Raw genomic sequence first — 26,906 nt, 5'->3', positions numbered from 1 at the left:
TCAGCCCTTCCTCGCCCCGGCCGCCGCCGGTTCTGCCGGTTCCACTTCGCCCTCGCCCTCGGTGTCCAGGTGCGGCAGTATCCGGTCCAGCCAGCGGGGGGTCCACCAGGCGTGCTCGCCGAGGAGGGTCATCACGGCGGGCACCAGGAGGAGCCGTACCACCGTGGCGTCGATGAGGACGCTGGCGGCGAGGCCGAGGCCGAGCATCTTGACGACGATGTTGTCCGAGACGATGAAGGCCGCGAAGACGCTGACCATGATGAGTGCGGCGCAGGTGATGACCCGAGCGGTGATCTCCAGGGCGTGGGCCACACTGGCCTTCGAATCACCGGTGCGGAGCCAGGCCTCCCGGACGCGGGACAGCAGGAAGATCTCGTAGTCCATGCTCAGGCCGAAGACGATGGCGAACATCATCATCGGCACATAGCTCTCGATGGGCACCTTGCCGGAGACGCCGAGCGCGGGCCCGCCCCAGCCCCACTGGAAGACGGCCACGACCACGCCGTACGAGGCGGCGATGGAGAGCACGTTGAGGACGGCGGCCTTCACCGCGACGAGGAGTCCGCGGAAGACGACAAGGATGACGAGGAAGGCGAGCCCCACCACCACGGCGATGATCAGCGGGAGCCGGCTGGAGACGAGGTCGAGGAAGTCCACCTGGGAGGCCGTCGTGCCGGTGACGTATGTCTTCGCGTCGGTGCCGGCCGCCGCCTGCGGCAGTACGTCGTCGACGAGGTGGTTGGTCAGCTGGGTGGTCTTCTCGTCCTGCGGGGAGGCCACCGAGTAGGCGGTGCCGACCAGGACGTCCCCGTCGGGGGTGGCCTGGAGCGGGGTGATGTAGGCCGCGTCGGGGACTCCGGTCAGTGACTGCTTGAGCTTGTCGGCGAGGTCCGCGCGGTCCGCGGAGGGGACGGCCGTCTGGTCGACGACCACGGTCAGCGGGCCGTTCGCGCCGGGCCCGAAGGCGGTGGAGATGAGGTCGTAGGCGCGCCGGTCCGTGAAGGACTTGGGGTCGGCGCCGTCGCCGATGTGGCCGAGCTGGATGAAGAGCAGCGGGAAGGCCAGGACGAGCAGCACCAGGACGCCGCCGGTCAGGAACCACCAGGGGCGCTTCTCCACCCGTTGCGCGTACCGGTGCCAGGTGCCGTGCGCGGGCGCTCCGGGCTCGGCGTCGGTCTCCGCCACGGGCTTGCGCACGTGGTAGCGGTCGATGCGCTTGCCGACGAGACCCAGCATGGCCGGGACCAGGGTGAGCGCGGCCAGGACCGCGGTGACGACCGTGAAGGCGGCCGCCAGGCCCAGTTTGCCGATGAAGCTGACACCGGAGACCCACAGGCCCGAGAGGGCGATGATGACCGTACAGCCGGAGACCAGGACGGCGCGGCCGCTGGTGGTGGTCGCGAGGCCCGCGGATTCGGCGGGACTGTGCCCGTTCATGAGGTTCTGGCGGTGGCGGGTGATGAGGAAGAGCGCGTAGTCGATGCCGACGCCCAGGCCGATCATGGTGGCCAGCGTGGGCGAGACGGTGCCGAAGGTGAAGGCCGCCGCCATCAGGCCGAGGAGCGCGAGGCCGCAGATCGCCCCGAGGAGCGCGGTGATCAGCGGCAGGACGGCCCCGATGACGCTGCCGAAGCCGATGAGGAGGACGACGATCGCGACGGCGAAGCCGATGGCCTCACTGGTGCGGTCGTCGGCCGCCGGCCGGGCGAGTTCGCCCAGGGGGCCGCCGTACTCGACGTCCACGCCCGCGTCGCGGAGCGGTTGGACGGCGTTGTCGACCCCGGGCAGGTAATCGGTGCCGAGGGTGGAGGGAGGCACGCTGAAGCGCACGGTGATGTAGGCGGTCTTGCCGTCGGTGGACAGCGGGCCGGTGTTGGGGACCCCGGCGGGCAGGGCGGGCGGGGTGGTGCCCGGCGGCGGCAGGGGGTTCTGGGCGCCGATGACGTCGGGCAGTTTCTCCAGGGCGGTGACGGTCGAGTTGATGACGGACGCCTCGTCCGTGAGCGGCCCCGAGGACCTGTTCAGGACGATCTGCGCCGCGTAGCCGGCGGCAGCGGGGTCGTGCGCCTGGAGGGCGTCGAGCCCCTCCGTCGACTGCACCCCGGGGAGGTCGAAGTTGTCGGAGTACTGCCCTCCGACCGCCCTGTCGGTGATCTGGAGTCCCACCATCGCCGCCAGCCACAGCGCGATGACGACGATGAAGTGACGGGCGCACCAGTGACCCAGTCGATAGAGCGCACCCCTGGGCGGTGACGGCCGGGTAGCGGCCGGGCTTCCTGCGTTCATGGCAAGGCCGTGTCCGGTTGGGAAGTCCCCGAGCGGTCCCCGCACCGACGATGCACGGGTCTACCCGTCCATTGTTCGCCTGCCTCGGTGCTCCGGCATCTCGGCCGGGGCGGGCGGGCGTTCGGTCAGGTCAGCAGGCGGTTGGGGTGGGAGGAGCGGCGGGCCGCGGCGAGGAGAGCGTGGATACGGGGGCCGGCCTGGTCGAGGTCGGTGACCGGGGTGGGGAAGGGCAGCCGGACGTCCTGGTGGCCGGCGGGGTGTTCGAGGCGCAGGGTGATGCCGTACCGGTCGAGGGCGACGGGGAGGGCGCGGACCATGTCCCGTTCGGGGCGCGGCCGGACGAGGCGCAGGAGCAGGGGGACGAGCTCGCTGTGACCGTCGACGAGGTGGGTCAGCATGGACGCCTCGCAGGAGGCCATCGGGTCGACGTCGGTCGCGTGGAGTTCTTCCAGGGTGATGTAGCTCCGGCCCTCGGCGTCCTCCAGGAGGGCCTGGCCGAACTCCATGCAGATGCTCGTGGTCGCCCCGGGCTCGTACGGGGTGGCGAGGAGTCCCGTGAGGGTGACGCGCGCCCGCAGCCGTTCCCGTACGGGAGTGGGGGCGATGTCGGTGAACTCCAGGCGCACGGGGATCCGCGCGGGCTGCCCGGCGTGGCTCTCCTCGGACGGGTCGTGGAGGTGGATGTGCCCCATGGGCCCGGTCCCGTCCAGGAGGTGCACTTCCTGGTGGAGTCCGTCGGACACGACCGTCATCGAGTGGGCGGCGGCCAGGATCGATCGCACGCGCTCGGCGGGGGTGGGCCGCGTGACGCGGGTGGTGAAGGAACGCATCCGAGATCTCCCGGGACAGATGACGAGGGCTACTTAGGTAAGCCTAAGCTAACTCATCGCGGGCTCGATAGGGAACGGACGGGTGAAGACCCGGGAGTCGCAGGACGACTGACACCCCGTGTGATGAGCCCTCTTTTGCGCACATATGACGGGAATCCGCTCACGGCGCATCGCCGGACCAGTCGAAGTGGAGAGGGGCGCCGGGCCTCGCGTCGTACAGCGAGCGTCCGTCGGCGCCGTACCTCCCCAGCTCCGTCTCCAGGGCCACGCCGGCCGCCCGCTGCTCCGGCGTCCGGTCGGTGACGTCGAGCAGCAGCCCGTCGAGCGGGCCGCCGACCAGTTCGGCATAGATCCGGCCGGGCCGCGGGCCCGGGCGGGGGTCGTCATGGTCCTGGCCGTAGACCCGGCCTCTCAACAGCTCCTCGTCCCTGTCCATACGATCAGCGTCCCAGCCACCACTGACAACGCCGCCGACCGCGCCCACGACGCCGCGCACAGCTCCCACCACACCGAACGCCCCAGGTCGAAGAGAAGAAGGTCACAGTCGTACGCCCTCCTGCTGCTTTGTCGATCTCCCCTAGCATCCGAGCATGACGGTCCTGCCTGACGACGGGCTCTCCCTGGCGTCCGAATTCCCTGACGCGCCACACGAACAGTGGCAACACCTTGTGGCAGGTGTCCTGCGCAAGTCCGGCAAAGAGGTCTCCGGCGACGCCGCCGAGGACGCCCTTTCCACACTCCTCGAAGACGGCCTCGACACCCGTCCGCTGTACACCGCGCGCGACGCCGCCCCCGACGCCGGACTCCCCGGCTTCGCGCCCTTCGTGCGCGGCGGCCGCGCCGAAGGCAACACCCTCGGCGGCTGGGACGTACGCCAGCGGCATCTCGCGGCCGACGGCGACGCGGTCCTCGCCGACCTGGAGAACGGCGTCACCTCCCTCTGGCTGGGCGTCGGCGGCACCGGCATCCCGGTCTCCTCCCTCGCCACGGTCCTCGACGGGGTCTACCTCGACCTGGCTCCGGTGGTCCTCGACGCGGGCGACGAGACGGCGGCCGCCGCCGAGCGACTGCTGGGGCTCTACGAGGAGCGCGGCGTCGCCGACGACGCGGCCCGGGGCAACCTGGGCGCCGACCCGCTCGGCCACGAGGCCCGCACCGGCCGCCCGGCGTACGACCTCGCGTCCGTCGCCGGTCTCGCGCGCCGCTGCGCCGACCGGTACCCGGGGGTGCGCGCCCTGACCGTGGACGCCCTGCCGTACCACGAGGCCGGTGGCTCGGCCGCCCAGGAACTGGGCTGCTCGCTCGCGACGGGCGTGGCCTATCTACGCGGTCTGACCGAGGCCGGGCTGAGCGTCGCCGAGGCGTGCGCACAGCTGGAGTTCCGGTACTCGGCCACCGCCGACCAGTTCCTGACCATCGCCAAACTCCGCGCGGCACGCCGCCTCTGGGCCCGGGTGGCCGAGGTCTGCGGCGCCCCGGACGCGGGCGCGCAGCGCCAGCACGCGGTGACCTCGCCGGTGATGATGACGCGCCGCGACCCGTGGGTGAACATGCTGCGCACCACGGTGGCCACCCTCGCCGCCGGGGTGGGCGGCGCCGACAGCGTCACCGTCCTCCCCTTCGACGACTCGCTGGGGCTGCCGGACGCCTTCGCGCGCCGGATCGCCCGAAACACCTCCACCGTCCTCATCGAGGAGTCGCACCTCTCCCGGGTGATCGACCCGGCGGGCGGCTCCTGGTACGTGGAACGGCTCACCGACGAGCTGGCGCACGCGGCCTGGGAGTTCTTCCAGGGCATCGAGCGGGCCGGCGGCCAGGAGGCCGCGCTGCGCGCCGGGACGATCGGCGAGCAGCTGGCCGCGACCTGGGCCGCGCGCAGCAAGAAGCTGGCCACACGCCGCGAACCCATCACGGGTGTCAGCGAGTTCCCCCACCTCACCGAGAAGCCCGTCGAGCGCGCACCCGCGCCCGAGCAGCCGTCCGGCGGTCTTCCCCGCGTCCGGCGCGACGAGGCGTACGAGGCGCTGCGCGCCCGCTCCGACGCGCACCTGGCCGCGACCGGGGCCCGGCCCCGGGTCTATCTGGCCGCGCTCGGCCCGGCGGCCGCGCACTCGGCCCGGGTCACCTTCGCCGCGAACCTCTTCCAGGCGGGCGGCATCGAGCCGGTCACCGAGGGCACGTTCGAGGAGAGCGGCGCCCGCGAGGTCTGCCTCTGCTCCAGCGACGCGCTGTACGCGGAGCAGGCCGGAACCGTGGCCGCGGAGCTGCGCGCGGCGGGAGCCGAGCACGTCCTCCTCGCCGGTCGCCCCGGGGACCACCCCGGTGTCGACTCGTTCCTCTTCGCGGGTTGTGACGCCGTCGCCCTGCTCTCCACCGCCCTCGACCGCATGGGAGTGTCCTGATGTCCATCCCCGATTTCTCCGGGATCGAGCTCGGGGCGCCGACCGCCGACGGCGGTCCCGAAGCGTGGCGTACGGCCGTCAAGAAGGCCACCGGCGGGGACGACCTGCTCTGGGAGACCCCGGAGGGCATCGGCGTCAAGCCGCTGTACACCGGGCAGGACCTGGAGGGCCTGGACTTCCTGGACACCCGCCCCGGCATGGCCCCGTACCTGCGCGGCCCGTACCCGACGATGTACGTCAACCAGCCCTGGACGATCCGGCAGTACGCGGGCTTCTCCACGGCCGAGGAGTCGAACGCCTTCTACCGGCGCAACCTCGCCGCCGGCCAGAAGGGCCTGTCGGTCGCCTTCGACCTGCCGACCCACCGCGGGTACGACAGCGACCACCCGCGCGTGACCGGTGACGTCGGCATGGCCGGCGTGGCCATCGACTCGATCTACGACATGCGCCAGCTGTTCGACGGCATCCCGCTCGACAGGATGACCGTGTCGATGACGATGAACGGCGCCGTGCTCCCCGTGCTCGCGCTGTACATCGTGGCCGCCGAGGAGCAGGGCGTACCGCCCGAGAAGCTGGCCGGGACCATCCAGAACGACATCCTCAAGGAGTTCATGGTCCGCAACACGTACATCTATCCGCCCGGGCCGTCGATGCGGATCATCTCCGACATCTTCGCCTACACCTCGCAGCGGATGCCGCGGTACAACTCCATCTCCATCTCCGGCTATCACATCCAGGAGGCGGGAGCGACGGCCGACCTGGAGCTGGCGTACACCCTCGCCGACGGTGTGGAGTACATCCGCGCGGGCCGCGAGGCCGGGCTCGACGTGGACGCGTTCGCGCCTCGCCTGTCGTTCTTCTGGGCGATCGGCATGAACTTCTTCATGGAGATCGCCAAGCTGCGCGCTGCCCGCCTCCTTTGGGCAAAACTCGTGCAGCAGTTCGACCCCGCCAACCCCAAGTCACTGTCGCTCCGCACCCATTCGCAGACGTCGGGCTGGTCGCTCACCGCGCAGGACGTGTTCAACAACGTCACGCGCACCTGCGTCGAGGCGATGGCGGCCACCCAGGGCCACACCCAGTCGCTGCACACCAACGCCCTCGACGAGGCGCTCGCCCTGCCGACCGACTTCTCCGCCCGCATCGCCCGCAACACCCAGCTGCTCATCCAGCAGGAGTCGGGCACCTGCCGGACCATCGACCCGTGGGGCGGCAGCGCGTACGTCGAGAAGCTCACCTACGACCTCGCGCGGCGCGCCTGGAAGCACATCCAGGAGGTCGAGCAGGCCGGCGGCATGGCCAAGGCCATCGACGCGGGCATTCCCAAGCTGCGCGTGGAGGAGGCCGCGGCCCGTACCCAGGCCCGGATCGACTCCGGACGGCAGCCGGTGATCGGTGTCAACAAGTACCGCGTGGCGACCGACGAGCAGATCGACGTCCTGAAGGTCGACAACTCCTCGGTGCGCGCCCAGCAGATCGCCAAGCTGAAGCGGCTGCGCGAGGAGCGCGACGAGCAGGCCTGCCAGGACGCGCTCGCCGCGCTCACCCGGGCGGCCGGCGGCGAAGGCAACCTGCTGGAGCTCGCGGTGAACGCCGCCCGTGCGATGGCGACCGTGGGCGAGATCTCCGACGCCCTGGAGAAGGTGTACGGCCGCCACGCCGGACAGATCCGTACGATCTCCGGTGTGTACCGCAACGAAGCCGGCGCGTCCCCCTCGGTGGAGCGCACCCGGGCCCTGGTGGACGCCTTCGGCGAGGCCGAGGGACGGCGCCCCCGCATCCTGGTCGCCAAGATGGGCCAGGACGGCCACGACCGCGGCCAGAAGGTGATCGCCACGGCCTTCGCCGACCTGGGCTTCGACGTGGACGTCGGCCCGCTGTTCCAGACCCCGGCCGAGGTGGCCCGCCAGGCCGTCGAGGCGGACGTGCACATCGTCGGGGTCTCGTCGCTCGCCGCCGGACACCTCACGCTCGTACCGGCGCTGCGGGAGGAACTGGCGGCGGAGGGCCGCGAGGACATCATGATCGTGGTCGGCGGGGTGATTCCTCCGCAGGACGTGGCGACGCTCCTGGAGATGGGCGCGGCCGCCGTGTTCCCGCCGGGCACGGTGATCCCCGACGCGGCCCACGACCTGGTGACGCGGCTGTCGGCCGACCTCGGGCACGAGCGGTGATCGATCTCGACACGTACGTCCGGGGGGTACGGGAGGGGAAGCGGGCGCTCGTCGCCCGCGCGATCACCCTCGTCGAGTCGACCCGCCCCCAGCACCGGGCGCTCGCCCAGGAGCTCCTGACGGAGCTGCTTCCGCACAGCGGGAACGCCGTGCGGATCGGGATCAGCGGAGTGCCCGGTGTCGGCAAGTCGACGTTCATCGACGCGTTCGGCACGATGCTGACCGGGCTCGGCCACCGGGTCGCGGTGCTCGCCGTCGACCCGTCGTCGACCCGTACGGGCGGCTCCATCCTCGGCGACAAGACGCGGATGGAGCGGCTGGCCGTCGACCCGGCGGCCTTCGTACGGCCCTCCCCCAGCGCCGGCACCCTCGGCGGCGTCGCCAAGGCGACCCGCGAGTCGATGGTCGTGATGGAGGCCGCGGGCTACGACGTGGTGCTCGTCGAGACGGTCGGCGTCGGCCAGTCCGAGACCGCCGTCGCCAACATGGTCGACTCCTTCCTGCTGCTCACCCTGGCCCGCACGGGCGACCAGCTCCAGGGCATCAAGAAGGGCGTCCTGGAACTCGCCGACGTGGTCACCGTCAACAAGGCCGACGGCCCCCACGAGCGCGACGCCCGCGCCGCCGCCCGCGAACTCGCGGGCGCGCTGCGGCTCATGCACGGCGCCGACTCGTTCTGGACGCCGCCGGTGCTCAGCTGCAGCGCCCGGGAATCGGCCGGCCTCGACGAGGTGTGGGACCGCCTTCAGCAGCACCGCACCCTGCTCGACTCGACCGGCCGACTCACGGCCAAGCGCCACGACCAGCAGGTCGACTGGACCTGGAACATGGTCCGCGACGAACTCCTGCGCCGCCTCCACACGGACCCGGCGGTCAAGGAGCTCGCGCCGGCCCTTGAGGAGCAGGTCCGCGCGGGCGGGCTGACGGCGACGCTGGCCGCCGAGCGCATCCTGGACGCCTTCGGGGAGCGGCGGGGCTGACGACTCCTCCCTCAGGGGGCCTTCCTTCACGGGGAGGCCCCCTTCGCGTGCGCCCCGGCATACCCACTTTTTTGTGCGTACTTGTCGGGGCGCACGGCCCGGGCGAAGCTGGAAGCGGCCCGGAGGAAAGGAGACGGAGGGCCTCAGGAAGCGGCCGGTACCGCGGTGAGCCGGTCCAGGCGGCGGTGGCCCCAGTCGGACAACGGGGCGAGCGCCTCGGAGAGTTCACGCCCGAAGCCGCTCAACGAGTAGACGGTCTTCGGCGGCAGGACGTCGTACACCTCGCGGTGCACGACACCGTCCTCCTCCATCTCGCGCAAGGCCTGGGTCAGCACCTTCTCGCTGATCTCGGGGAGCTTCCGGCGCAGTTCGCCGGGGCGGTGCGGGCCTGACTCCAGCAGCCACAGCAGGGCCGTCTTCCATTTGCCCTCGATGACCACGATCGCGGCGCTGACGCCGCACACGTTCGTGTCCTGGGCCCGGGCGCGTGACATCCGCGTCCCTCTCCTTCCTCCGGGATTTCTTCTTTCATCTGTCTACAAGGGAGTTCACCCATGTCTTCTTCCCGCGAACCCTCGGTCACCGTCGTCGGTCTCGGGCCGATGGGACGGGCGCTGGCCGCCGCGTTCCTGGCCGCGGGCGTACGGACCACCGTGTGGAACCGGACGCCGGGCCGGGACGGGGAGCTGGTCGCCGCCGGTGCCGTCCCGGCCGCGAGCGCCGAGGAGGCGGTCGCCGCGAGCCCGCTGACCGTGGTCTGCCTGGTCAACTACGACGCCACCGACTCCGTACTGCGGCAGGCGGCCGTGACGGGTGCGCTCAAGGGGCGGACCGTCGTGAACCTCAGCGCCGACACCCCCGAGCGGGCCAGGGACACCGGACGGTGGGCCGAAGAGCACGGCATCGGTTATCTCGACGGCGCCATCATGACCCCGACCCCGACCATCGGGACGCCCGCCGGGGTGTTCCTCCACAGCGGCCCCGAGGCGCTCTACGGCGAGCACCGGCCGGTGCTGGACGCGCTGGGCGGCACCCACACCCACCTCGGGGAGGAGATCAGCCGGGCGGCGGCGTACGACATCGCGCTGCTCGACATCTTCTGGACGTCCATGGCGGGCTACGTCCACGCCCTGGCGGTGGCGCGCGCCGAGGGGATCTCCCCGACGGAGCTGGCGCCGTTCGCCGCCGGCATCGGCGCGATCCTGCCGCCGCTGTTCCAGGAGTGGGCCGAGGACGTGGAGAACGGCCGGTACTCGGGTGAGGGGAATCCGCTCACCTCGGCGGTGTCGACGATGGCGCACATCGTGCACGCATCCGAGGCCCACGGCATCGACGCGGGCGTGATGCGCGCCGCCGAGGGCCTGGCCCGCCGGACGGTGGCCCTGGGCCACGGCGCGGAGGGCTTCACGCGGATCGCGGAGCTCCTGGGACGGCGCTGAGGCGCCGGTTCACAGACGCCCGGCGACGCGCAGGACGCTCTTGCCGAGGGTGGTGCCGTCGCTCAGCCGCCGCACCGCGACGTCGAGTTCCGTCGGGTCGTACTCGGCGGTGATGTCGATCCGGATCCGCCCCCGGGCCAGCAGGTCGAGTGCCCGCCGGGCGGAGTCGGCGAGACGGTCGGGGTGCGTGCGGCTCAGCAGGTCGCTGTTGTACGTCACGAGTGACCTTCCCGTCATGAGCAGGTCGTCGGCGTCGGCGGGGACGGGTTCGCGGCCGCCGAGGCCGCCGTACGCCACCAGGCGGCCGTGCGGCGCGAGCAGCCGGAGCCCTTCCTGCCGGGTCCTGCCGCCGACGGGGTCGAGGACCACGTCGAACCGCTCGTCGCCGAGCCCGGCCGGGAACGCCTCGCGCTGGAGGACACGGTCGAAGGCGCCACCGGCGGCGTACTCCGCCCTGCGGGCACCGCCGGCCACGCCGACGACGCGGCCGGCTCCGGCGAGTCTCGCGAACTGGGCGGCGAGACCGCCGACTCCACCGGCGGCGGCGTGGACGAGCACGCTGTCGCCCTGCCGCAGGCGTGCGGCGGTGTGGACGAGGTCGTAGGCGGTCGGGGTGCCCCAGCCGAATCCGGCCGCCGTACGCAGGGGCACATCGCCGATCGGCAGGGCGAGTGCGGCGGGCACGACGGCCACCTCGGCCCAGGCGCCGCCCGTGGCGAGGGCGGTGACGGCTTCCCCGACGCGGTCGCCGTCGACGCCCGCACCGACGGCGACGATGTGCCCGGAGGCCTCGAAGCCGGGGACGAAGGGGCGCGGCACGGGGAAGTGGCCGTCCCTGACCATCGTGTCGCCCCACTGGATGCCCGCGTAGGCCACGCGGACCGCCACCTGGCCGGGGCCGGGGGCGGGTTCGTCGCGTTCGGTGATCCGGTAGTGGTCGTCGCTGTCGAGAATGATCGCCCGCATGGATGCAGCCTCCTGAGCTGACTCAGTATCCTGTGTCACGTCACGAGGAACGCTAGACGTAACAGGTATCTGAGTCAACACAGATACCTGTGTTGGGAGTGAGAGCATGACGGAGATCCCGGTCGAGGAGTACCTCTGCACCCGCATCAGGCGCGCGGAACAGGCGTTGATGGCGCACCACGAGGCCGTACTGCGCGGCCACGGGCTGACCATGACGCAGTACACCGTGCTGCTGACCCTCTCCCGCGAGGGCGGCCTGTCCGGTGCCCAGGCGGCTCGGGCCTGCGGGGTGACACAGCAGAGCATGGCCAGCGTGCTCACCACCATGGAGAACAAGGGCCTCATCCGCCGCGACGCGTCCCCCGCGCACGCCAAGGTGCAGATCGCCACGCCGACCGATGACGGACGGGCGGTACTGGACCGCGCCTACGAGGAGGTCATCGTCCTCGAACGCGCGCTCACCGACGCGTTCACGCCCGCCGAACACGGCGCCCTGTGCGACCTCCTCGACCGCGCGACGGCTGTCCTCGTCGACCAGACACCGCCCCCGCGCGGCCGCTGACCACCCGCCGCCCGCGCCTCGGGGCGGGCGACGGCCTCCGGCGTGCCGTCGACGACGGGCCGTGCTGTGCTGGTGGATGGGAGCGGACGGCGCCGGGGGCGGCACGGGAGGTGCCGCCACCCTCTCTCAGGAGGAGTGATCCATCATGGCGATCTTCGTGCACGCCGTCCTCTCGGGCATCACCACCGACCAGTACGACGCCCTCAACGCCCGGCTCCGTTCGACGCCCGACATCTTCGACGGCTGTGTGTCCCACACGTGTGCGAAGGCGGACGGCGGCCTGGAGATCTTCGACGTCTGGGAGACCGAGGAGCAGATGAACGCCTTCGCCGCACGCATGATGCCGATCGCGGCCGAGGAGGGCTGGCCCGTCACCGACGCGGGCCCCGAGGTCATGGCGGTGCACAACTACTGGGCCCCCGGGACGGGCGGCTGAGGCGAAGGCGCCCGCCCACACGCCGCTCGCCCGCACGCCGCCGTCCCGTCCGCACCACCGCCCGCCCGCACGCCGCCCCGCTCAGCCGCGGGCGAGGAAGGCCGGTCGGAGGGACGGGTCGACCGCGTCGTAGTACCGGTGGAAGACCGGCGTCGCGGAGCCGGACACCGGGGGCACGATCCAGCTCCAGTCGGCCGGCGTCTCCCTCCCGTGGCGGGCCTCCTGGGCGATGTGCCGCAGGAACCGCTGGGACTCCGTGTGGTGGTCCGCCATGGTCACCCCGGCCCGGTGGAAGGAGTACAGCACCGCCACGTTGAGTTCGACGAGCGCCCGGTCCCGCCACAGGGTGCGCTCGCTCGACCGGTCGAGCCCGAGCCGGTCGGCCACCACGGGCAGGAGGTCGTACCGCTCGGTGTCGGCGAGGTTCCGGGCACCTATCTCGGTCCCCATGTACCAGCCGTTGAACGGCGCCGCCGGATACCGTACGCCGCCGATCTCCAGGGTCATGTCGCTGATCGCGGGCACGGCGTACCACCGCAGTCCCAGGTCGGCGAACCACGCGTGATCGGGGTGGCTCAGCGGCACCTCGCGGACGGAGTCGTCCGGCAGCTCGTACCACTCCGGCCGGTCTCCGGGGCGCTCCTGGACCATCAACGGCAGTACCTGGAAGGGTTCTTCGTCGCGCTTCCAGCCCAGATCGCGGGCCCGGGCGGTCAGGGGTGCGCTGCGGGGGTCGCCGCTCCACCGCCCCTCCGGCGTGCGGTGTCCGGCGTAGCGCACCAACTGGTCGTTGACGATCCGGGGGCCGGGGCGGCCCGGCCGGTCGGGGGCGAAGACGGTGATCACCGGCCGGATCCGGCCGCCGTTGCCGGCGAGCCGGAGATGCTCGAAGGTGGCGGCGGCGATGTCGTCGGCGGACGCGAGGTGCCGCAGATCGCGCACGACGAGGCTGCGCCAGTAGAGCCTGCCGATGCAGCGGGCCGCGTTCCGCCAGGCGACGCGCGCGCCGAAGGCGAGTTCGGCCGGGGAGTGTTCGTAGGTGCCGGTGCGATCGATCTCGGCCAGCGCCTCACGGACCCGGCTCCGCACGTCTCCGGCGCCCGGCTGTTCGCCGTGGAACTGACGGATGAACCGTTCCGCCTCGCGCCGGTCCACGAGGTGCGGCACCTGGCCGGCGACCTCGCGGACGGGGACTGCGGGCGAGGGGTCCCCGGACGCGTAGGGGCAGGCGCCCGTGCTGGGGACAGACTTCCGGCGGCGGCTGCGACTGAAGATCAATGTGTTCCTCCCGGCGTCATGACTACCGTATGAACACATTCAGGCGCGGAGAGTACGTGAATATCCGCCCTTGCCGGGTCCGCCGCTGGTACGCTGCCCGGCCCTCCGGCGCTCGCTATCATGGCGACCGTCCATCGTACGCACGGCAAACGATAAGCGGGGTAAACGGTGTCCGAGGGATCCTTGGTCCCTGGCTCGGCGGCGGAGCACGCGATCTGTCTGCTGCTCAAGCTGGGACAGGTGGCGTTCCGGCTGAGCGAGGGCGAGCTGGACGGGCTCGGGCTGCGCGTACGGCACTACAGCATCCTGCAGGCCCTCGTGGACAACGGGCCGCAGCCGCAGCTGGGGCTCGGTACGCATCTGCGGATCGACCCGGCCACGATGGCGAGCAGCCTGGACACCCTGGAGACCGCCGGATACGTGGCGCGGGCGCGTGACCCGCGGGACCGGCGCCGGTACGTCGTGGACGTCACCGAGACCGGGTCCGCCGTGCTCGCGCGCGCCAACGGCGGGCTCGAACACCTCGACGAGCAGGTCTTCGCGGACCTCGCCCCGGCCGACCGCACGGCGCTCCACCGACTCCTGCACGAACTCGCGTCGGGCCCCACGATGCCGGCACGTTACGACGCCGTGCGCGAGCAGCCGACGCCCAGGAAGGGCTCGTAGAGCACCGACGCGCCCGCCTCGCCCCCCCTCGGCCCCGAGTCAGGCGGGGTCGACGAAGATGTCCAGCTCCAGTTCGCCGCTCGCGTCCGCGTCCGTCGGCCGGTAGCCGGAGAGGTCCCGCACCCCCTCCTCCGCCAGCACCTCGTCGTCGACGAAGAGGTTGCCCGTGCACGCGCGCGCGTCACGGGTAAGGACCGCGTGCGCGGCGTCGGCCACGATCTGCGGGGTACGGGCGCGTTCCGCGCCGCCGATCACGTTGCGCCCCGCCCGTCCCGCGTACTACCCGGGCAGCGACGAACGGGTGGCGCAGGCCGTCGCCTCGTACGCCGGGGCGCGACGCATCGACAAGGGCCGGGTGCTGCTGACGAACCTCGACCCCGCCGATCCGGGCCCCGCCCTGACGACCGAGTACTTCGCCCCCGTCCTCGCCGTCCTGGAACTCCCCGGTGACATGGGGCAGTTCCTCGACGAGGCGATCCGTACCGCCAACGAGGAGCTCACCGGCACGCTCGGGGTGAACCTCGTCGTCCATCCGCGCACCATCGCCGCGCTCGGCCCGGCGCTCGACCGGATGATCGCCGAACTCCGTTACGGCACGGTCGCGGTGAACGCCTGGACGGGCCTCGGCTATCTGACGGCGACCGCCACCTGGGGCGCCTTCCCCGGGCACACGCTCGACGACATCCAGAGCGGCATCGGCGTCGTGCACAACGCGCTGCTCCTGGACGGACCCGAACGGACCGTCGTACGGGGCCCGTTCCGCCCGGCTCCCCGGGCGATCCTGCACGGGGAGCCGGTCATGTCCCCCAAGCCCCCGTGGTTCGTCGAAACCGCACCGCGGCGACGACAGGCCGTCTCCTCACCGAGTTCGTCGCCGCGCCCCGCTGGTCCGCGCTGCCGAGAATCTTCGCCTCGGCGCTTCGGGGCTGACGCGGGGCGATTCACCGCCGGAGCAATACACTACGGTCTCTCCGGAATGTCCATAAAACGGCTGTGCGGGGACGTGGCCGTGAGGAACACAGGGAGAGGAAGACGGAGATGCGCCGCACCGTCGCCGCCAACTCGGCCATCGCCTTCGTCTTCAACACGGTCACCGTGGCGAGCCTGGTGGCCGCCCTCGACGCCCGCTAGCGTCCGCTGGTGTCGACGTCGTTGTCGATCCATTCGGTCCAGCCCAAGGGGTAGGCGTACGCGGGCCGGGCGAGGTTGCCGCTGGTACGGAACGGGCGGCCGTCGTCGTCGACCCGGAGGGTGCCGTGCTCCTTGCCGCTGGACCAGACGAGTTCCAGGTACCAGCTGACGTCGTGCGCCTGGGCGCGCGCGGCCACGTTGACGATCACCGGGTCGGACTCGCTCGTCTTGTACGAGAACGTCCGCTGCCCGCCCACGGGGACGGCGGTGGGCCGGCCGGCGTCGAGATCGACGGCGAAGGCCTTCGTCGACACGCTGCCGCCGCAGCCGACGCCCATCACGTAGTCGTTCCAGGCCAGGGGCGCCTTCTTGCTCACGACCCGGACGTGGAGGGCCTCCAGGACGACCGTCTGCTTCCCGGTGCCCTGCACGGTCAGCCGGAGCAGCTGGTCCCCGCCCGGCACCGCGTCGAGCGCGGCGATCCATCCCGGCGCGTCCTGCTCCGTGGGCGGCGGCGGCACCTGCTCGGGCTCGCGGTCGAGCAGATAGTGCTGGGTGCAGGGTCCTTCCCAGGTGTGGGGCGCGGTGGCGACGGTCGGCGCGTGCGCCGCCGTCTTGGCGTCGGACGGGCCGGGCTTCGCGGACTGCTCCGGCACTCCGGCCGTGGTGCCCGAGGGCATGGCCGCGTCGCCCGTCCACCGCCCCTTCTCCGGTCCGTCCCCGCCCGAGAGGTTCATGACGAGCGCCACCGACACGGCGGCGGCGACCACAGCGCTGCCGACGATCACGGCGGTACGCCGGAACCGCCGACGCTCCTGAGGGGGTGGGGCGGCCACCGCGGGAGTCGGCTCGGACGCGACGCGTTCGTCCGGCGGCGCCGGCTCCGTCGTCGACGCCTCGGACGCCGGCTCGTGCGACTCCACAGGCACCACAGGCACCACGGACTCCACGGACTCCGCCGACGACGGCTCCGGCTCGGCGGCGCTGTCCGGCCCGACGGCGGCCGGAGTCTTCCGCTGGCGCGACACGTCCGCCCGTACCCAGAGCCGGTGCAGCTCGACGAGTTCGTCGGGGGTCGCGCGACACAGCCGCGCGAACCGCTCCACGGGCGCATAATCCACTGGTACGGCGTCCCCGTTGACGTACCGGTGCAAGGTCGAGGCGCTCAGGTGCAGGCGCTTGCCGAGCGTGCCGTAACTGAGCCCCGAGCGCTCCTTGAGCTGTCCCAACAGCGCCGCGAACTCGTCCCCCGCCACCGTTCCACCCTCTTCCAGCGTTCGATCCCGCGTCCCAGGCAGGGACATCAGCGCAGGTCAGCGCCTTGAATTCGTTCCAGCGTCCCGTACCACCCGGCGGGAGTGGCAGCTGGAACGGATCTTCGCACAAGGTGTGGCCAGCGAAGCAAGGCCGCCACGGGGAACCGGTGGCCCGTACCGCACAACGACCGATTTCCGACCCCACCCTTGAGGGGGACTCCCATGTCCGGACGCACCACCCGCAGCCGTCTTCTCGCCGCCACGACGCTCGCCGTCGCCGCGCTCTCGCTCACCGCCTGCGGGTCCGGCACCGGCACCGCGAAGGACGAGGGCGCGGCCGCCACGTCCGTAGCACCCACGACCTCCGCCCCGCAGCCGGCCGAGACCACGACCCCGACCACGCCCCCCAAGAGCAACACGTCGACGAAGCCCCAGGACGGCTCCTCCGGCACGACGAGCGGCACGTCGACGGGCACCACGACCGGCGGGAAGACCGGAGGCACCACCTCCGCCGGGAGCGGCGGCTCCGGCGGCAACAGCGGGGCAAGCGCCTCGGCCTCCGGCGGCGACGACAGCGGGCCCTCGCGGAACAAGCAGTGCGGCGCGGGCAACACCAAGATCACCGCCACCCCGGTCGCCCGCCCGCTCAACCACATGCTGCTCACCGTCACCAACACCGGCTCCGCCCGCTGCGACCTCCTCGGCTACCCGGTCGCCCGCTTCGGCGAGGCCCAGTCCGTCCCGCCGGTCATGGAGGAGACCCACCCGCAGGCGGTCGTGACCCTCGCTCCGGGTGAGTCCGGGTACGCGGGCGTCATCCTGTCCGCCGCCGACGGCAGCGGACAGCACGGCTACACGACGACGAGCCTCACGGTCGGCTTCACCAACGGCACCACCGCCAAGCCCCCGCTCGCCGGCAAGGGCGTGTACGTCGACAGCTCGCTGCGCGTGACGTACTGGCAGAGCTCCATGGACGACGCCCTCAACTGACCGGCTCCGCAACGGTGCCGCGTCCGGCCGGGAACGTCACGGCGGCCCAGGGCGTGTCTGACCATGGGCGTCGGATCAGGCCGCGTCGCGAGCCCGGCCTGATCGACACCACACCCCCTCAGTGGATCCGGCGGGTGTTGAGGCGGGCGGCCTGGCGGGTCAGGTAGTCGCGTTCGGCGAGGTTGGAGGCCTTGCGTGCCGCCTCCGCGTACAGCCGTGCCGCTGTCGCCGGCTCGCCGGCGCGTTCGTGGAGGTACGCCGCCGCCGCGGCGTGGCGGGGCAGGGAGTCGGGCAGCGCCGCGAGGGCCGCGATCCCGGCGCGCGGACCGTCGGCCTCCCCGAGGGCCACCGCGCGGTTGAGCCGGACGACGGGGCTGTCCGTCAGCCGCGCCAGCTCGTCGTACCACTCGACGATCTGCACCCAGTCGGTCTCCTCGGCGGTGGGCGCGTCGGCGTGGAGTGCCGCGATGGCGGCCTGGGCCTGGTACTCGCCGAGGCGGTCGCGGGCGAGGGCCGCTTGCAGGATCTCGACGCCCTCGGTGATCAGCCCGGTGTCCCAGCGGCCGCGGTCCTGTTCGGCGAGCGGCACGAGGCTGCCGTCGGGTGCGGTTCGACTGTCGCGCCGGGCGTGGTGGAGCAGCATGAGGGCGAGCAGCCCCGCCACTTCGGGATGGTCGATCACGGTCGCGAGCTGCCGGGTGAGCCGGACGGCCTCGGCGGCGAGGTCGACGTCGCCGGAGTAGCCCTCGTTGAAGACCAGGTAGAGGACGCGCAGCACGGTGGCGACATCGCCCGGCCGGTCGAACCGCACACCGGCGACGGTCCGCTTGGCCCGGCTGATCCGCTGCGCCATCGTCGCCTCCGGCACCAGATAGGCCTGGGCGATCTGCCGGGTCGTGAGTCCCCCGACGGCGCGCAGCGTGAGCGCGACCGCGGAGGACGGCGTCAGCGAGGGGTGGGCGCACAGGAAGTAGAGCTGGAGCGTGTCGTCCACCCCGGTCGCGGGCCCGGACGGCGGTTCCTCGTCGACGAGGTCCTCGCGCCGGCGCCGGGCGGTGTCCGCCCGGGTCGCGTCGAGGAACTTGCGCCAGGCCACGGTGACGAGCCAGCCCTTCGGATCCCTGGGCTGCTCGGCCGGCCAGACGCGGACCGCCTCGACCAGGGCGTCCTGTACGGCGTCCTCGGCCGCCGCGAAGTCGGCTCCGCGGCGGACGAGGATCCCGAGCACGCTCGGCGTGAGGCTCCTCAGCAGGGCCTCGTCCATCGAAAGGGTCACTCCGTGATGGTGGGCGGCGCGGAGAGGAAGGGGCGCAGTTCGAGCCACTCGTGGATCGGCTTTCCGCCCGCGCCCGGCGCCGCGGACAGTTCGCCGGCCAGTTCGAGCGCCCGCTCGTAGGTCTCGACGTCGATCTCCATCCAGCCGGCGATGACGTCCTTCGTCTCGGCGAACGGGCCGTCGGTGACCGGCGGCCGTCCCTCACCGTCGTACCGGACGAAGGTGCCCTCCGGGGAGAGCGCGTGGCCGTCGACGTACTCGCCAGTCTCCTTGAGGCGGTCCGCGAAGTCGTTCATGTACTTCACGTGCGCCGTGATCTCCTCCGGCGTCCACTGGTCCATGGGTACGTCGTTGACGGCGGCCGGAGCGCCTCGGTAGTGCTTCAGCAGCAGGTACTTGGCCATGGCGGTTCTCCTCGGTCCCGGTGCGACCCATTGTGGTCACATCCGCCCCAGGGACGGAGCAGGTCGCGGGTTCTCGACATCGGCGTCCACGTTTCTTTCGCTCTCATGGATGAGCAGGGCGCGGCCGGACCGTACGACGTCGTGTGCCGCCGCGGTGTCCGGCGGTCCGGAGCTGGTGGAATGGCCGGACCGGGGTGACGCGTGTCCGCTCCGTTCGGTTCCGTGATCACCGTCACTCCGCCGATTCGTGGGCCGTGTCAACCGGACGCCTGGTCCCGGGCGTATGCGTGGTGAAGCGAAAGATCCGGGAGTGAGTGTTGACCGTTGAGGAGTTCGAGGCGTTCTACGAGCAGGCGGTCGCGCGACTCACAGGGCAGCTGTACGTGATGCTGGGCGATCTGCACGAGGCTCAGGACGTCGTGCAGGAAGCGTTCGTCAAGGGATGGAGTCGGCGACGGCAGCTCGATCGCGACGGGCAGCCGGAGGCGTGGATCCGTACGGTCGCCTGGCGTCTGGCCGTGAGCCGCTGGCGTTTCCGCAGGCGCGCGTCGGACGCCTGGGACCGAGCGGGCGCTCCACCGCCCGTCGAGGGACCGGGTCCCGAGCACGTGGTGCTCATCGACGCGCTCCGGGACCTGCCCGCCCAGCAGCGCCGCACGGTGGCGCTGCACTACCTGTGCGATCTGAGCGTCGAACAGATCGCCGGCGAGACGGGACAGTCCGCCAGCACCGTCAAGACGCACCTGGTCCGCGGCCGGGTCGCCCTCGCCGATCGTCTGCAGCCCCGGAGCATTGAGGAGGACCCCGGTGTTTGACCCCCAGGAACCCCAGGACCCCCTTCGCGAGATGTTCCGGCAGGCCGCCGCCGCCGGGCAGTCCCACGCCCGAGCCGTACCGGTCGCGCGCATCGCCGAACGCGCCAGGCGCGCGCACCGGCGCCGTGTCGCCGTCGCGGCGGGCGCCGCGTGCCTGCTCTTCGCCGGTGGCGGAGTGACCGCGGCGGCTCTGCTGTCGGACGCGCCGGCTCCCGTGGCGCCCGCCACCAGCCCCTCGCCCGACGCGCCGTCTCCCGGTGAGACCACCCTGCCGCCGCGGAGCAGTACGACATCGCCGACCTCCCCCACCCGCGAGGGCACCCCCGGCGATCCCTCGGCCACGGCGACGCAGCCCTCCGGCCGGGTGACCACCTCACCCCCCTGACCTGCGCCGCCCTTCATCGCGACGTGCCGCCGTCGCGCGATCCGCCATGCCTTCCCACGCCTACGAAGGTCCCTTATGTCTGTGATATCCCCCGGGTCACGGGGAGAGGCGCCGCCGCTCCCCCGCCCCCGGTACCGCCCGGCGGCGAGCGTCCGCCGCACCGACGGTGTGCGCCGCGTCAGCCGCACCGACGGCGTGCGCCGCGTCAGCCGCCGTCTTCGGCCGAGCGCCGAGGACCGGGACGTGCTGTGGCTGTATCTGCTCACGCGCACCGCCCTGTGGACCACCGCCTACTGCGCGCGGTGGCTCTTCCCGGCCGATGCCGACGCGCGCGACGCGGGCCCCGTGCTCGCGCCCTTCGAGCGGTGGGACTGGGGGCACTTCCTGAACGTGGCGCGCGACGGCTACTTCCCCGCCGGAAACGGCCCGGGGGACGCCGACCGGGACAACCGCGAGGCGTTCTTTCCCGGCTTCCCCCTCGCCCTGCGGGCCCTGCACACCGTCGTTCCGCACTGGACCGCGGCCGGACTGCTGATCTCGTTCGTCGCCGGGGGCATCGCCGTTCTGGCGCTCGTGCGCGTCGCGCGTCTGTATCTGCCCGACCCGAAGGCCGGCCGGCGGACCGCGCAGCTCCTGCTGCTGTCGCCGTGTGCGGTCTTCCTCGCCGCCGGGTACAGCGAGTCGCTCTTCCTCGCCCTCGCCCTGCCCGCCTGGCTCGCCGCCCACCGCCGCAACTGGCCCCTCGCCGCCACACTGGCCGCCCTGGCCACGGCCGTACGCGTCAGCGGTCTCTTCCTCGCCGCCGCCCTCGCCCTGCACTTCGTCCTGACCGCCCGCACCCGCGCCGACTGGCGCCCGCTGCCCTGGCTCGCCCTCCCGGCCCTGTCCGCACTCCTCTACACCTGGTACCTGCAGTCGCGGACCGGCGACTGGATGGCCTGGAAGCATGCCCAGGAGCGCGGGTGGTACCGCCGGTTCCACACTCCCTGGGACGCCTGGAGCACCACCTGGGAGTCCGCGTTCGGGCATGTCCAGACCACCGGCTACGCCTTCATGTTCCAGGCCGAACTGCTCGCCATGGTGATCGGACTGATCCTGGCGGCTCTCCTGATCCGACGCCGCCAGTGGCCCGAGGCCGCCTACGTCGGCCTCAGCCTGTGGGCCCTGGGCACGTCCTACTGGTACCAGTCCGTCCCCCGGGCCACCCTCCTGTGGTGGCCGCTGTGGATCACGCTCGCCGCCTGGAGCCTGCGCGCGCCCCGCTTCAGGACCGCGTACCTCTGTCTCGCCGCGCCCCTGTCGACACTGTTCGCCGTCACCTTCCTGACAGGGCGTTGGGCCGGCTGACGGGCCGATGATCTTGAGGGACGCCGAAGCAACCCCGGCCCGCCGCACCGCGTCCTAGGGGGCGTGACCGAGCCCTTCGCATACGACACCTCCGACCCCACCGGCCTCTCCGGCCCCGAAAGCGACGAAGAGGCCCTGCGCCCGGGCCCGCTGTGGCGCCACGCGCTGTGGGTGGTGGGCATCGCGGCCGGCGCGGTGGCGGTGGGCTGGGCCACCGCCCTGTTCCGCATCGGACCCGAGGAGTACGGGCTTCCGCCCGCCGCTCCCGGCGCGCTGTGGCCGTACCTGGCCACGTGGGCCGCGATCGGCATCGCGGTCGCGGCAGTCCTGCGGGCTGCCGCCGCCCGGATCCTCGTCTACGCACCCGGACGGATCGCCGCCGCCCTCACCTACGCGGGCACCCGGCTCTCCCTTGGCTGGCGCCCCGAGGCGCCGCTGGTCGTCGCGATGGCGGCGGCCGCGCTGATCGCGGCGACCGTCTGGTGCGCCCTCGCGCTTCGCTCGCATCGGCGGGCACCGAAGGACGACGTCCTCGCGGAGCGGTAGGGGGTGTCCTGGCTCCGCCGGTCATCCGCTCATCCGGTCGGCGCGGAACCCTCGCCGCCGGTGTGACGGAGGCAGGAGGCGACGACGACCAGGGGCCACGTGGACTGGACGCAGGTCACCAGCCGTTCGGCGACACCGGCGGAGCCCTGCCGGTGCAGCTCGACGAGGAACCAGAGCGCACCGAGGCCCATCATCGCGGTCACGGCGACGGAGGGCGCGATCCGCAGCCCCCAGGGCGCGCCGCGACCGCGCTCGACCGCCAGCACGGGCCACAACGCGAGCAGCGCGAAGCCGACCGCGGCGACCGCCCCGTGGTACAAGGACCCCCCACTGCTCGGCGCCGGAACCCACGCCACCACCAGCGCCGCCACGCCACCGCCGGCGAGCGCCACCCGCCCGGCGGGCGCGGCGGGCCGCAGCCCCCAGGCGGTGAGGAGGTGGCAGATCCCCAGGGCGAGGAAGGCTCCGGTCATGACCCGGGATCCCGCGGCCCCGTAGGCGCCGAGGACGCTGATCGTCTGGGTGACGGGGTCGTAGGCGGGCCCCTCCAGAAGCGCCGCGACGGTCCAGCCGCCGGCCAGCAGGATCGGGGCACACCCCGAGGACAGCAGGGCCCACCTGGGAACGGATCGCATCGATCCACCGTAGGACGCGCACCCTTCCCCCCACCGCGCACCCAGCCGTCCGGCCGCGACGTTCACCTCGGAGGCCGAGTGCCCGGCCGGGAACGATGCCGCGCTCTCGAACGGCTGCCGGTCACGGTCAGCCGGCGAGGGTGGCGCCCAGCCAGTCGCGGTAGTGGGTGGGAGCCAGTCGCGCGCCCGGCCCGGGTGTGAGGACGTCGCCGCGGACGGCGGCGAACATACCCGCCTGGTCGTCGACGACGACGGCGCGGCCGTCACCGCGGGCGGCCAGGGTGATCCGGCCGATCTCGTCCAGCGCGAGGGGGTCGGGCCCGGCGACGTCGAGCGTGCCGTTCAGCGGCTCCCCGACGGCGACGTCGGCGAGGGCGGCGGCCACGTCGGCGGACGCGATCGGCTGCAGCGGGGTGGCGGGGAGACGGACTTCGCCGTCGGTCGCGGTCCAGGACATCACGGCATCCATGAACTCGAAGAACTGGGTGGCGCGGACGATCGAGTACGGGGTGGGGCCGTCGCGCAGCAGGTCCTCCTGGAGCACCTTGGCGCGGTAGTAGTCCAGGTCGGGGACCTGCTCCACGCCGACGATCGACAGCGCGACCTGGTGGCGTACCCCCGCCCGCTCGCCCGCGCCGAGCAGGTTGCCCACCGTGGTGCGGAAGAAGTCGAGCGAGCGGTCGTCGAAGGTCGGGGAGTTGCTGACGTTGATGACCGTGTGGGCGCCGGCGAGGACCTCGTCCAGGCCGGCGCCGGTGAGCAGGTCGACCCCCGAGGACAGGGACGCCGGGACCACGTCGTGGCCGGCCTTCCGGAGCACGGTGACGACCTGGGAGCCGATGAGGCCGGTGCCGCCGATGACGGTGATCTTCATGGTGTGCCTTCCTTCGTGGGCCGGTCATGCCTCCGGTGCACGGAACCCCGGGGCTCAAACTCGGATACCCGATGTCCGAGATGATACTCGGATACTATGTGTCCGAGTCAAATGGGGAGGCGACATGAAACTGTCCGGTGGCGTGGAGTGGGCGCTCCACTGCTGTGTGGTCCTGACGGCGGCGATCCGACCGGTGCCCGCGGCCCGGCTCGCGCAGCTGCACGACGTGTCGCCGAGCTACCTGGCCAAGCAGATGCAGGCGCTGTCGCGGGCGGGTCTCGTGCGATCCGTCCAGGGCAAGACCGGCGGATACGTGCTGACCAGGCAGGCCACCGAGATCACCCTGCTCGACGTCGTGCAGGCCGTCGACGGGCCCGACCCGGCGTTCGTCTGCACCGAGATCCGGCAGCGCGGACCGCTGGCGACCCCGCCGGAGAAGTGCACGAAGCCCTGCCCGATCGCCCGGGCGATGGGGGCAGCGGAAGCCGCGTGGAGGGCCTCGCTCGCGGGCACCACGATCGCCGATCTCGTCGCGACGGTGGAGGGCGAGAGCGGGCCCGACGCGCTCCCGGGAATCGGCTCCTGGCTGACCGCCGGCACGGACACGGCCGCGGGCACCGACGCCTCCCGGACCTGAGACGGGCCACCGACGCCTCCCGGACCCGAGGCGGAGCCGCCCCCGCCCACCCTCCCCCGGGCAGGCGCGCGCGGGCCTGACGGGTGACATTGGTGCGGGTCGGCGGGGCCTCCGCCGCCGGGCCGGTACGCCGCGGCCAATACTCCCGCCATGAGATCAGCTCGCTCCCCCTTCCGGTCCCGCGCCGCCGCGGTCACCGCGCTCTCCGCACTCCTCGCGCTCGGCTCCCCGGTCACGGCCATCGGCGGCCCCACCGGCGGCGACGGTCACGACCGCAGGCCCTGCGTCGCCTCCCGGCTGCCCGACCGCGGCCCGGCACGCGACGTCCTCCGGATCGCGGAGCAGGCCAAGGCGGAGATGGACCTCAAGTCCGTGATCGTGCGGGTCACGGCCGGCGACCGCGAGATCGTCACCACCGCGCTCGGCGAATCGATGACGGGTGTGCCGGCCGCCCCCGCCATGCACTTCCGGAACGGCAACATCGCCATCAGCTACCTGGGCACCGCGCTGCTCCGCCTGGTCGACCAGGGCAAGGTCCGCCTCGACGACCCCGTGTCGCGCTGGCTTCCGCACCTCAAGGACGGCGACAGGATCACCCTGCGGATGCTGGCCGCGTCCACCACCGGGCTCGTCGACTACGTCACCGCCGCCGGGTTCGGCGAGAGCGTCTACGCGAACCCGTTCCGCCAGTGGACGGCCAAGGAACTGGTCGCCATCTCGACGAGCCATCCGCGCTGGTACGAGCCGGGCACCAACTGGAGTTACTCGCACGCCAACTTCGTCCTGCTCGGCGCCGCCCTGGAGAAGATCACCGGGACCCGCCTCGACGTCCTGCTCCGGCACGAGGTCCTGCGCCCGCTCGGACTGCGCGAGACCCGCAACAGCTTCACGCCTGAGATCCCCGAGCCCGTCCTGCACGCCTTCACCGCCGATCGGGGGACGTACGAGGAGTCCACCTTCTGGAACCCCTCGTGGACCACGGCCCCCGGCGCGGTGCAGACCACCGACATCTGCGACCTGGCCCGCTCGGCCGTCGGCATCGGATCGGGGGAGCTGGTGTCCCCGGCCTCGTACAAGGAGCTCCTGAACCCGGGGACGGTGGGCCTGGGCAAGCCGACCAGGACGTGCCCCGCGACGGTCTGCCTGGCGAACACCGAAGCCACCCACTACGGCATGGGCCTGCTCGTCCTGGGCGACTGGATCGCGCAGCACCCGTTGTTCTTCGGCTACTCCGCCTCCCAGGCCTACCTCCCGTCGCAGCGTCTGGCCATCGCCGTCTCGACCACGAACGGCCCCACCGCCCAGGCCGGCCACAGCGCCCACACCATCGCCCAGCGCATCGCCGCCGCACTCGCCCCGGACCACCCGATCCCCGACTTCGGCTGACCCGCGCCCACCGGCGGCCCGACAGCCCGGCCGAGGAAACCCGGCCGGGCTCCGGCACGGTCAGGCGCCCACCCGGCCCGCGCCCCCCGCCGCTCCTGCCCAGGAGAGCTTCCAGAAGTTCGCGTAGCGGCCGCCGCGGCGCAGCAGTTCCTCGTGGCTGCCCTCCTCGACGAACCGGCCGTGGGTCCCGCCGCCGCGGGCTCTTCGTCCGGCAGTAACTGACTGCTCGTTCATCGCGTGCTACCCGGCCACCGCGCGGTGCAGGACCGCGCCGACTTCGGCCATCTGTCGCTGGGAGACGTCGGCGGACAGGATCGCCTGGGAGCCGTGGAAGGTTCCGGCCCACTGGTGCAGTTCGACCGAGACTCCCGCCTGGAGCAGGCGCAGGGCATACGTGATGCCGACGTCGCGGTACGGGCAGAACTCCGCGCCGCCGATGAAGGCGGGCGGCAGACCGGACAGGTCCTCGGCCCGCGCCGGGGCGGCGTACGGTGTGGCGGGGGCGCCGCCCAGCCAGTGCCGCCAGGACGCGGCGGCGTGCACGTGACCGCCCGCGAGCGTCTCGGCGAGGTGGCCTCTGGTCCAGTTTTCCGGCCGGTCGTCGAGCCCCGGCTGGTTGAGCAGCTGGAAACAGATCCGTGGCCCTTGCTCGTCCCGTGCCCGCAGGGCGACCCCCGCGGCGATGCCGCCGCCCGAGCTGTGCCCGCCGACCGCGATCCGTTCCGGGTCGAGTCCGAGTTCGGCCGCGTGTCCGGCCGCCCAGGTCAGCACGGCGTAGGCGTCGTCGACGGCGGCTGGGAACGGGTGCTCGGGGGCCAGCCGGTAGCCCACCGAGATCACCACGACGTCGGAGAGGGCCGCGAGCCGGGAGGCCCACGGGTGGTCGGTGTCCACATCGCCCATGACCCAGGAGCCGCCGTGCATCCACACGATGGCGCCCTCCGCCTTGTGCGGGCGGTAGATCCGTACGGGGACGTCCGGCGCACCGGGCACGGGCACGGCGTGGTCCTCGATCTCCATGCCCGTGGTGTCGAAGGCCGGGGCCGCCGCGGCCCGTGCGGCGTAATTCCTACGGTCGGCGAGCGGGTCGCTGAGATCGACATGGGGGATCAGGGGCGTGAATGCTTCCAGTTCGGGATCCATGTCGGCCATCCTCGCTCCGGCCGCCCCCCGGTTCACCCGCCAACTGTCGGGCATCCGGCCCG

The 26,906-nt window shown here is 72.5% G+C and carries 28 protein-coding genes and 1 pseudogene; 15 read left to right on the top strand and 14 right to left on the bottom strand.

The genetic code is table 11. The annotated features are described in order from the left end of the window. The 3 genes from OG514_RS27145 to OG514_RS27135 all read right to left on the bottom strand — a co-directional run bounded on the left by OG514_RS27145 (position 1) and on the right by OG514_RS27135 (position 3,552). Positions 1 to 2,286, bottom strand: a complete 2,286-nt coding sequence (locus tag OG514_RS27145) for an MMPL family transporter (protein ID WP_266899209.1) — start codon at positions 2,284 to 2,286, stop codon at positions 1 to 3. A 125-nt stretch (positions 2,287 to 2,411) separates the two neighbouring features. After that, positions 2,412 to 3,116, bottom strand: coding sequence for a DUF2470 domain-containing protein (locus tag OG514_RS27140; RefSeq protein WP_266899207.1), 705 nt, complete (start codon positions 3,114 to 3,116; stop codon positions 2,412 to 2,414). 160 nt (positions 3,117 to 3,276) lie between these two features. Next, positions 3,277 to 3,552, bottom strand: coding sequence for a hypothetical protein (locus OG514_RS27135; protein ID WP_266899205.1), 276 nt, complete (start codon positions 3,550 to 3,552; stop codon positions 3,277 to 3,279). Positions 3,553 to 3,706: 154 nt separating this feature from the next. On the opposite strand from OG514_RS27135, the gene OG514_RS27130 reads away from it, so the two are divergent. The 3 genes from OG514_RS27130 to meaB are packed head-to-tail and all read left to right on the top strand — an operon-like array spanning position 3,707 to position 8,672. Beyond that, positions 3,707 to 5,518, top strand: a complete 1,812-nt coding sequence (locus tag OG514_RS27130) for a methylmalonyl-CoA mutase family protein (RefSeq protein ID WP_266899203.1) — start codon at positions 3,707 to 3,709, stop codon at positions 5,516 to 5,518. Continuing rightward, positions 5,518 to 7,692: a methylmalonyl-CoA mutase gene (gene scpA / locus OG514_RS27125; RefSeq protein ID WP_266899201.1), complete on the top strand. Its 2,175-nt coding sequence runs from the start codon at positions 5,518 to 5,520 to the stop codon at positions 7,690 to 7,692. The genes OG514_RS27130 and scpA overlap by 1 nt, the downstream gene beginning before the upstream one ends. Beyond that, complete coding sequence (gene meaB, locus OG514_RS27120) at positions 7,689 to 8,672, top strand: methylmalonyl Co-A mutase-associated GTPase MeaB (RefSeq protein ID WP_266899199.1); 984 nt, start codon at positions 7,689 to 7,691, stop codon at positions 8,670 to 8,672. Before scpA ends, meaB begins: the two co-directional genes overlap by 4 nt. A 143-nt stretch (positions 8,673 to 8,815) precedes the next feature. On the opposite strand, the gene OG514_RS27115 is transcribed toward meaB, so the two are convergent. Then, on the bottom strand, positions 8,816 to 9,166 hold the full coding sequence (locus tag OG514_RS27115) for a helix-turn-helix domain-containing protein (RefSeq protein ID WP_266899197.1): 351 nt from the start codon (positions 9,164 to 9,166) through the stop codon (positions 8,816 to 8,818). A 60-nt stretch (positions 9,167 to 9,226) separates the two neighbouring features. Between OG514_RS27115 and OG514_RS27110 the strand changes: the two genes are divergently transcribed. Further along, on the top strand, positions 9,227 to 10,111 hold the full coding sequence (locus tag OG514_RS27110; protein WP_266899195.1) for an NAD(P)-dependent oxidoreductase: 885 nt from the start codon (positions 9,227 to 9,229) through the stop codon (positions 10,109 to 10,111). A 9-nt stretch (positions 10,112 to 10,120) separates the two neighbouring features. Here the strand turns inward: OG514_RS27110 and OG514_RS27105 are convergent, their stop codons facing one another. Then, the gene (locus tag OG514_RS27105; protein WP_266899193.1) at positions 10,121 to 11,077 is read right to left on the bottom strand and encodes a zinc-binding alcohol dehydrogenase family protein; all 957 of its coding nucleotides are present in this window, start codon (positions 11,075 to 11,077) and stop codon (positions 10,121 to 10,123) included. Between the two features lie 106 nt (positions 11,078 to 11,183). Between OG514_RS27105 and OG514_RS27100 the strand changes: the two genes are divergently transcribed. Further along, positions 11,184 to 11,639 carry a MarR family winged helix-turn-helix transcriptional regulator gene (locus OG514_RS27100; RefSeq protein WP_266899191.1) on the top strand — a complete coding sequence of 152 codons (456 nt, stop codon included), beginning with the start codon at positions 11,184 to 11,186 and terminating at the stop codon, positions 11,637 to 11,639. Between the two features lie 145 nt (positions 11,640 to 11,784). After that, positions 11,785 to 12,075 (top strand): hypothetical protein, encoded by a 291-nt coding sequence (locus OG514_RS27095; protein ID WP_266899189.1) that lies wholly within the window; start codon positions 11,785 to 11,787, stop codon positions 12,073 to 12,075. Positions 12,076 to 12,156: 81 nt separating this feature from the next. On the opposite strand, the gene OG514_RS27090 is transcribed toward OG514_RS27095, so the two are convergent. Further along, on the bottom strand, positions 12,157 to 13,230 hold the full coding sequence (locus OG514_RS27090; protein ID WP_266900980.1) for a nitric oxide synthase oxygenase: 1,074 nt from the start codon (positions 13,228 to 13,230) through the stop codon (positions 12,157 to 12,159). Between the two features lie 306 nt (positions 13,231 to 13,536). Between OG514_RS27090 and OG514_RS27085 the strand changes: the two genes are divergently transcribed. Beyond that, positions 13,537 to 14,019, top strand: a complete 483-nt coding sequence (locus tag OG514_RS27085) for a MarR family winged helix-turn-helix transcriptional regulator (RefSeq protein WP_266899187.1) — start codon at positions 13,537 to 13,539, stop codon at positions 14,017 to 14,019. A gap of 39 nt (positions 14,020 to 14,058) precedes the next feature. Here the strand turns inward: OG514_RS27085 and OG514_RS27080 are convergent, their stop codons facing one another. After that, on the bottom strand, positions 14,059 to 14,274 hold the full coding sequence (locus OG514_RS27080) for a hypothetical protein (protein ID WP_266899186.1): 216 nt from the start codon (positions 14,272 to 14,274) through the stop codon (positions 14,059 to 14,061). Between the two features lie 780 nt (positions 14,275 to 15,054). On the opposite strand from OG514_RS27080, the pseudogene OG514_RS27075 reads away from it, so the two are divergent. After that, positions 15,055 to 15,150: pseudogene (locus OG514_RS27075) on the top strand (DUF1345 domain-containing protein); the annotation flags it as partial. On the opposite strand, the gene OG514_RS27070 reads toward OG514_RS27075, so the two are convergent. After that, positions 15,147 to 16,406, bottom strand: a complete 1,260-nt coding sequence (locus OG514_RS27070; RefSeq protein WP_266899184.1) for a helix-turn-helix transcriptional regulator — start codon at positions 16,404 to 16,406, stop codon at positions 15,147 to 15,149. The pseudogene OG514_RS27075 and the gene OG514_RS27070 sit on opposite strands and share 4 nt — an antisense overlap. 222 nt (positions 16,407 to 16,628) lie before the next feature. Between OG514_RS27070 and OG514_RS27065 the strand changes: the two genes are divergently transcribed. Next, positions 16,629 to 17,396 (top strand): DUF4232 domain-containing protein, encoded by a 768-nt coding sequence (locus OG514_RS27065; RefSeq protein ID WP_266899182.1) that lies wholly within the window; start codon positions 16,629 to 16,631, stop codon positions 17,394 to 17,396. Positions 17,397 to 17,514: 118 nt separating this feature from the next. Here OG514_RS27065 and OG514_RS27060 read toward each other — a convergent pair whose 3' ends face one another. Both OG514_RS27060 and OG514_RS27055 read right to left on the bottom strand, forming a co-directional pair. Next, positions 17,515 to 18,660, bottom strand: a complete 1,146-nt coding sequence (locus OG514_RS27060; RefSeq protein ID WP_266900979.1) for an RNA polymerase sigma factor — start codon at positions 18,658 to 18,660, stop codon at positions 17,515 to 17,517. Positions 18,661 to 18,668: 8 nt separating this feature from the next. Further along, positions 18,669 to 19,076, bottom strand: coding sequence for a YciI family protein (locus OG514_RS27055; protein WP_266899180.1), 408 nt, complete (start codon positions 19,074 to 19,076; stop codon positions 18,669 to 18,671). 317 nt (positions 19,077 to 19,393) lie between these two features. Between OG514_RS27055 and OG514_RS27050 the strand changes: the two genes are divergently transcribed. The 4 genes from OG514_RS27050 to OG514_RS27035 all read left to right on the top strand — a co-directional run bounded on the left by OG514_RS27050 (position 19,394) and on the right by OG514_RS27035 (position 22,169). Further along, positions 19,394 to 19,891: a SigE family RNA polymerase sigma factor gene (locus tag OG514_RS27050; protein ID WP_266899178.1), complete on the top strand. Its 498-nt coding sequence runs from the start codon at positions 19,394 to 19,396 to the stop codon at positions 19,889 to 19,891. Further along, positions 19,884 to 20,276: a hypothetical protein gene (locus OG514_RS27045; protein WP_266899176.1), complete on the top strand. Its 393-nt coding sequence runs from the start codon at positions 19,884 to 19,886 to the stop codon at positions 20,274 to 20,276. The genes OG514_RS27050 and OG514_RS27045 overlap by 8 nt, the downstream gene beginning before the upstream one ends. A gap of 75 nt (positions 20,277 to 20,351) precedes the next feature. Continuing rightward, positions 20,352 to 21,623 (top strand): mannosyltransferase family protein, encoded by a 1,272-nt coding sequence (locus OG514_RS27040; RefSeq protein ID WP_266899174.1) that lies wholly within the window; start codon positions 20,352 to 20,354, stop codon positions 21,621 to 21,623. 63 nt (positions 21,624 to 21,686) lie between these two features. Continuing rightward, positions 21,687 to 22,169, top strand: a complete 483-nt coding sequence (locus OG514_RS27035; RefSeq protein WP_266899172.1) for a hypothetical protein — start codon at positions 21,687 to 21,689, stop codon at positions 22,167 to 22,169. Between the two features lie 29 nt (positions 22,170 to 22,198). On the opposite strand, the gene OG514_RS27030 is transcribed toward OG514_RS27035, so the two are convergent. Together OG514_RS27030 and OG514_RS27025 are read right to left on the bottom strand one after the other, a co-directional pair. Continuing rightward, complete coding sequence (locus OG514_RS27030) at positions 22,199 to 22,804, bottom strand: DUF998 domain-containing protein (RefSeq protein WP_266899170.1); 606 nt, start codon at positions 22,802 to 22,804, stop codon at positions 22,199 to 22,201. Between the two features lie 127 nt (positions 22,805 to 22,931). Further along, a complete protein-coding gene (locus OG514_RS27025; RefSeq protein WP_266899168.1) occupies positions 22,932 to 23,678 on the bottom strand; it encodes an SDR family oxidoreductase in 747 nt (248 codons plus the stop codon). A 124-nt stretch (positions 23,679 to 23,802) separates the two neighbouring features. Here OG514_RS27025 and OG514_RS27020 point away from each other — a divergent pair, with 124 nt between their 5' ends. Both OG514_RS27020 and OG514_RS27015 read left to right on the top strand, forming a co-directional pair. After that, positions 23,803 to 24,315, top strand: coding sequence for an Rrf2 family transcriptional regulator (locus tag OG514_RS27020; RefSeq protein WP_266899166.1), 513 nt, complete (start codon positions 23,803 to 23,805; stop codon positions 24,313 to 24,315). 150 nt (positions 24,316 to 24,465) lie between these two features. Beyond that, complete coding sequence (locus OG514_RS27015) at positions 24,466 to 25,701, top strand: serine hydrolase (RefSeq protein WP_266899164.1); 1,236 nt, start codon at positions 24,466 to 24,468, stop codon at positions 25,699 to 25,701. Positions 25,702 to 25,761: 60 nt separating this feature from the next. Here the strand turns inward: OG514_RS27015 and OG514_RS27010 are convergent, their stop codons facing one another. Then, positions 25,762 to 25,935 carry a hypothetical protein gene (locus OG514_RS27010; protein ID WP_266899162.1) on the bottom strand — a complete coding sequence of 58 codons (174 nt, stop codon included), beginning with the start codon at positions 25,933 to 25,935 and terminating at the stop codon, positions 25,762 to 25,764. 6 nt (positions 25,936 to 25,941) lie between these two features. Then, positions 25,942 to 26,844, bottom strand: a complete 903-nt coding sequence (locus OG514_RS27005; protein WP_266899160.1) for an alpha/beta hydrolase — start codon at positions 26,842 to 26,844, stop codon at positions 25,942 to 25,944. Positions 26,845 to 26,906: the final 62 nt, after the last annotated feature.

The sequence above is a fragment of the Streptomyces sp. NBC_00572 genome (assembly GCF_026341815.1).
Taxonomy (GTDB): Bacteria; Actinomycetota; Actinomycetes; order Streptomycetales; family Streptomycetaceae; genus Streptomyces.
The sequence above is the reverse complement of the archived record's forward strand: the minus strand, read 5'-3'. Positions and strand labels throughout refer to the sequence as shown.

Bases quoted from the DNA above. Each gene is read 5' to 3' on its own strand.
- OG514_RS27145 (WP_266899209.1), bottom strand. From the start codon at position 2,286: ATGAACGCAGGAAGCCCGGCCGCTACCCGGCCGTCACCGCCCAGGGGT.
- OG514_RS27140 (WP_266899207.1), bottom strand. From the start codon at position 3,116: ATGCGTTCCTTCACCACCCGCGTCACGCGGCCCACCCCCGCCGAGCGC.
- OG514_RS27135 (WP_266899205.1), bottom strand. From the start codon at position 3,552: ATGGACAGGGACGAGGAGCTGTTGAGAGGCCGGGTCTACGGCCAGGAC.
- OG514_RS27130 (WP_266899203.1), top strand. From the start codon at position 3,707: ATGACGGTCCTGCCTGACGACGGGCTCTCCCTGGCGTCCGAATTCCCT.
- scpA (WP_266899201.1), top strand. From the start codon at position 5,518: ATGTCCATCCCCGATTTCTCCGGGATCGAGCTCGGGGCGCCGACCGCC.
- OG514_RS27115 (WP_266899197.1), bottom strand. From the start codon at position 9,166: ATGTCACGCGCCCGGGCCCAGGACACGAACGTGTGCGGCGTCAGCGCC.
- OG514_RS27110 (WP_266899195.1), top strand. From the start codon at position 9,227: ATGTCTTCTTCCCGCGAACCCTCGGTCACCGTCGTCGGTCTCGGGCCG.
- OG514_RS27105 (WP_266899193.1), bottom strand. From the start codon at position 11,077: ATGCGGGCGATCATTCTCGACAGCGACGACCACTACCGGATCACCGAA.
- OG514_RS27100 (WP_266899191.1), top strand. From the start codon at position 11,184: ATGACGGAGATCCCGGTCGAGGAGTACCTCTGCACCCGCATCAGGCGC.
- OG514_RS27095 (WP_266899189.1), top strand. From the start codon at position 11,785: ATGGCGATCTTCGTGCACGCCGTCCTCTCGGGCATCACCACCGACCAG.
- OG514_RS27065 (WP_266899182.1), top strand. From the start codon at position 16,629: ATGTCCGGACGCACCACCCGCAGCCGTCTTCTCGCCGCCACGACGCTC.
- OG514_RS27060 (WP_266900979.1), bottom strand. From the start codon at position 18,660: ATGGACGAGGCCCTGCTGAGGAGCCTCACGCCGAGCGTGCTCGGGATC.
- OG514_RS27055 (WP_266899180.1), bottom strand. From the start codon at position 19,076: ATGGCCAAGTACCTGCTGCTGAAGCACTACCGAGGCGCTCCGGCCGCC.
- OG514_RS27040 (WP_266899174.1), top strand. From the start codon at position 20,352: ATGTCTGTGATATCCCCCGGGTCACGGGGAGAGGCGCCGCCGCTCCCC.
- OG514_RS27030 (WP_266899170.1), bottom strand. From the start codon at position 22,804: ATGCGATCCGTTCCCAGGTGGGCCCTGCTGTCCTCGGGGTGTGCCCCG.
- OG514_RS27025 (WP_266899168.1), bottom strand. From the start codon at position 23,678: ATGAAGATCACCGTCATCGGCGGCACCGGCCTCATCGGCTCCCAGGTC.
- OG514_RS27020 (WP_266899166.1), top strand. From the start codon at position 23,803: ATGAAACTGTCCGGTGGCGTGGAGTGGGCGCTCCACTGCTGTGTGGTC.
- OG514_RS27015 (WP_266899164.1), top strand. From the start codon at position 24,466: ATGAGATCAGCTCGCTCCCCCTTCCGGTCCCGCGCCGCCGCGGTCACC.
- OG514_RS27010 (WP_266899162.1), bottom strand. From the start codon at position 25,935: ATGAACGAGCAGTCAGTTACTGCCGGACGAAGAGCCCGCGGCGGCGGG.
- OG514_RS27005 (WP_266899160.1), bottom strand. From the start codon at position 26,844: ATGGATCCCGAACTGGAAGCATTCACGCCCCTGATCCCCCATGTCGAT.